At 46.9% G+C, this 3949-nt stretch carries 5 protein-coding genes; all 5 read right to left on the reverse strand.

Features of this window, described 5'->3' with window-relative positions:
• Positions 1–27: 27 nt before the first annotated feature.
• Positions 28–792, reverse strand: a complete 765-nt coding sequence (locus ACTIE6_RS19720; RefSeq protein ID WP_439558279.1) for an SDR family NAD(P)-dependent oxidoreductase — start codon at positions 790–792, stop codon at positions 28–30.
• 86 nt (positions 793–878) lie between these two features.
• Positions 879–1790, reverse strand: a complete 912-nt coding sequence (locus tag ACTIE6_RS19725) for a helix-turn-helix domain-containing protein (protein ID WP_439558280.1) — start codon at positions 1788–1790, stop codon at positions 879–881.
• Positions 1791–1826: 36 nt separating this feature from the next.
• Entirely contained in the window at positions 1827–2096 is a 270-nt protein-coding gene (locus ACTIE6_RS19730) for a UBP-type zinc finger domain-containing protein (RefSeq protein ID WP_439558281.1), read from the reverse strand.
• Positions 2096–3757 carry an FAD-dependent oxidoreductase gene (locus ACTIE6_RS19735; RefSeq protein WP_439558282.1) on the reverse strand — a complete coding sequence of 554 codons (1662 nt, stop codon included), beginning with the start codon at positions 3755–3757 and terminating at the stop codon, positions 2096–2098. Before ACTIE6_RS19735 ends, ACTIE6_RS19730 begins: the two co-directional genes overlap by 1 nt.
• A gap of 33 nt (positions 3758–3790) precedes the next feature.
• The coding region (locus tag ACTIE6_RS19740; RefSeq protein ID WP_439558283.1) for an ATP-binding protein at positions 3791–3949 on the reverse strand (159 nt) is incomplete at its 5' end.

The raw sequence follows: 3949 nt of genomic DNA on the forward strand, positions 1-3949 counted from the left end.
ACCAGTGCGAAAAAAACTTAGCGGATCTTACAAGTTCATTCCGCCAGATACTTCTATACGTTGTCCATTTACCCAGCGTGACTCATCCGAACAAAGGAAGGCTACTACCCCACCGATATCGTCTGGCTGACCAACCCGACCAAGCGCAGTAATACTGTTCATATGATCCTCCAAACCCGGATGCGACGCAAATGCGCGTTTCGTGAAGTCGGTGTGAATGATACCGGGAGCTACTGTATTAGCCGTAATGCCGCGGCCGCCGAGTTCTTTTGCCAGATACTTCGTCAGTACTTCCACAGCGCCTTTCATAGATGCGTAAGCTGCGTAGCCTGGATTGGTAAAGCGGGCCAGACCCGTGGATAAATTGACGATACGGCCCTGATCTGCAATAAACGGCAGTGCCTTTTGGGTCAGGAAATAGACACCTTTGAAGTGTACATTCAGCAGATCGTCAAAGTCCTGCTCGGAAGTTTCCGCAAATGGAGAATACCTGTCTATACCCGCATTATTGATCAGGAAATCGAAGGTATTACGTCCCCACTTTTCACTAAGTACGCGAGATAAGTTTGCGAAAAATCCATTGAAAGTTTTGGTGTCCGCAGTATTCAGTTGCAGTGCTACCGCTTTTTGACCCAATTCCTCAATTTCATAAACTACATCCAGTGCCTCCTTTTCACTACTGTTGTAAATTACAATCACATCATTCCCTTTCGCCGCAAGTGACAATGCCATGTTTTTACCAAGACCGCGGCCGGCGCCGGTGACCAATGCAATTTTGCTATCTGATTTCATCTTTCATTTTTGTTTTAATTGATGAAACAAAAGTAAAAGTGTACCAGACGGGAAATTTGCCGCGATCAAATCAAAACTTACAAAATTCAAATCCCGCTTCGAAATGCACGCGGGTTCAGGGTTGTATGTTTTTTGAAAAGGTTATTGAAGTGCGAAGTTTCTTCAAAGCCCAGGCTGTATGCGATTTCAGACACATTCCAGTCCGTATGTTTTAACAATATCTTGGACTCCCTGATGATTCGCTCCGTGATCAGCTCGGTGGTCGTTTTCCCGGTCATTTCTTTCAATACCTTATTAAGGTAATTCACGTGGATCGAGAGCTGATCAGCGAAGTCTTTTGCAGAGCGGAATGTAAGTTTCTGATGAGGCGGCTCAATGGGAAATTGCCTTTCCAACAGCTCCATAAACAAGGAAGAAACCCGTTTGTAAGCGTTGGTTTCAGTAAAAAGCGTAGAAGCCGGCTGCAACTTTTGACCAAAATGAATGAGCTCGATTACGTAGTTTCGCAGCAGATCGTATTTATAGGTGTAATCAGAGTTCATCTCCCGAAAGATTTTGGAGAAGATCAGATTCACTTCCGCTATCTGAGGTTCATTGAGGAAAAAAATCGGGTTTCCGCCAGGTTTGAAAACAGGCAGCTCCTTTAATCTGATTCCGCTATTATCCTGCGTCAGAAAATCCTCCGAAAAAATGCAAAACATACCCGCTTGCTGATCGTCAAGCGGGATGTAGTTATAAGGTATCTGAGGTGTAGCGAACAGCAATGCATTCTTCTCGATATCAATGACTTTGTCCGCGTACTCCGCCCGATTTTTACCGAGGATCAAGCTGATCTTGTAGTAAGCACGCCGGTTATAAGGCATTTGCTGGTGCTTTCCACCGCGGTATAAATCTTCCGTCCGGAACACGTTAAAGTGACCGATCTCCTTCTGGATCTGCGATGGAATAAGTTGCGAAGTTTCATGGTAGAATCCTTCGAGCGTTGTTGCTTTCTGCATACAGCAAACTTACGAAAATCAAATCTCTTTCTGATCTCAGGTATATCTTACCATCACTTCATCTTCGTAACACCACAACCAGTTTTCACCCGGCTCCGCGGAGATCACCACCGGGTGACCTGTCTCATTGAAGTGCTTCGTCATGTGGGTAGCGGGTGAACTGTCGCAGCAAAGCGTTACGCCGCAAGTCTGGCAGGTGCGTAAATGCAACCACCGACCGTCCACTTTCACGCATTCTTCACAAACGTGCTCTTTCGGCGTTTTTAACTCGGTTATTTCACTGATATGTTTACAAACCTGATCCATTATACTTCACTTAAATATTGATGAACAAAACTGATTGACATGGATCCTTCACCTACTGCCGATGTAACCCGGTTCATTGCGCCGGCACGTACATCGCCTGCTGCAAATATCCCCGGTGAGCTGGTTTCGAGCAGGTAAGGGTCACGGTCTGCTTTCCATATCTGCTTGAAATTGCTGTAACCCTTCATTTCCCGGCCTGTTTCAATGAAACCTTTGCTGTTTTTAATGATTTCAAGACCTACCCAATCGGTGTATGGTCGTGCGCCGATGAAGATAAAAAGTGCATCCGCAGGCACCGTTCGCTGCTCGTTTGTATTCAGATCCACGAGTTTCAGCGATTCCAGCCGGTCACTTCCCGCAGCTTCGACAATCTCCGTACAGCCCAGCACACTGATGTTTTCCGTTCCCCTGATCTGGTCGATCAGGTAGGAAGACATGGAGGAGGTAAGATCATTTTTGCGGACAATAATGAAGACATTTCTCGCAAATTTGGACAAATACATCGCCGCCTGGCCCGCAGAATTGCCGCCACCGAGTACATATACATCTTTATTTCCGCAGGAAGTAGCCTCTGTACTCGCAGCTCCGTAGTAAATGCCTTTTCCGGTAAACTCTTCAATTCCCTGCGTTTCCAGCTTGCGGTAATCCACACCGGTAGTAATAACAACCGCCTTTGCATTGATCTCGCTGTCGTCGCCAAGCACGATCGTCTTGTATTTATCTTTCAGCTTAATCTCTTTCACAGATTGCGGAGAAAGCATTTCGGTACCAAACCGGGTCGCCTGCGTAACTGCGCGACGAGTAAGTTCCGCGCCGCTGAGCCCCATCGGGAAGCCAAGGTAATTTTCAATGCGCGAGCTTGTACCTGCCTGTCCGCCAGGCGCTTTTCGCTCGATCAATAAAGTACTTAAACCTTCCGAAGCGCCATACACCGAAGCGGCAAGTCCGGCCGGACCTGCACCGATGATGATCACATCGTAAATCTGCTGCTTGGTTTTCGCATTCAACCCGATCCGTTCTGCTACTTCAATGAGCGAGGGGGTTTTCAGCAGGCTTCCATCTTCAAATATGATTACCGGAAAATCAACCGGACATAGGTTGTTGGTGGTCCTGATCTGCTTTCCAAGATCGTTGGATTCGGCATCCAGCCAGGTATAAGGCACCAGGTTACCTGCCAGAAAATCTTTGAGCTCGTGCGATTTAGGTGAAAATTGATAACCTAATACTTTAATGCCCTTGAAATCGGGACGGTAGTTGGCCTGCCAGTCTCTCAGCAGCTCGTCCAACGCTGGATATAGCTTTTCTTCTGGCGGGTCCCAGGGTTTCATCAGGTAATAATCAAGCTGCACATCATTAATCGCCTTGATCGCAGCCTCGGTGTCGGAGTAGGCGGTTAACAATACTTTTTTGGCAAATGGAAAAAGAGCTTTGGCTTTTTCAAGAAAGTCGACCCCCTCCATTTCCGGCATTCGCTGGTCTGAAATAAAAATGGCGATCTCTTCTCCCTTGTTCTGCAGTTCGAGCAAGCTTTCCATCGCTTCTGCCACCGAGGTAGTACTGAGTACCTTGTATTTATCGCGGTAATGGGATTTGAGATCGCGGCTGATAGCCCTTAAAACCTGAGGATCGTCGTCAATTGAAAATATAATGGGCAAACCCATAGTGAAATGTTGTTTATGAATGCGGAAACTAATTTATCCATTAATCGGGAAACAAACCAGAAACTCGGTTTTCCCTGGCTCTGAATGCAGCGTTACCGACCCGTGGTGCTGCTTCACAATGCGCATCACCACGTCAAGCCCCAGCCCGGTTCCTTTTCCGACGGACTTGGTGGTAAAAAACGGATCGAAGAT

It is taken from the genome of Dyadobacter sp. (assembly GCF_051859145.1).
Classification (GTDB): domain Bacteria; phylum Bacteroidota; class Bacteroidia; order Cytophagales; family Spirosomataceae; genus Dyadobacter.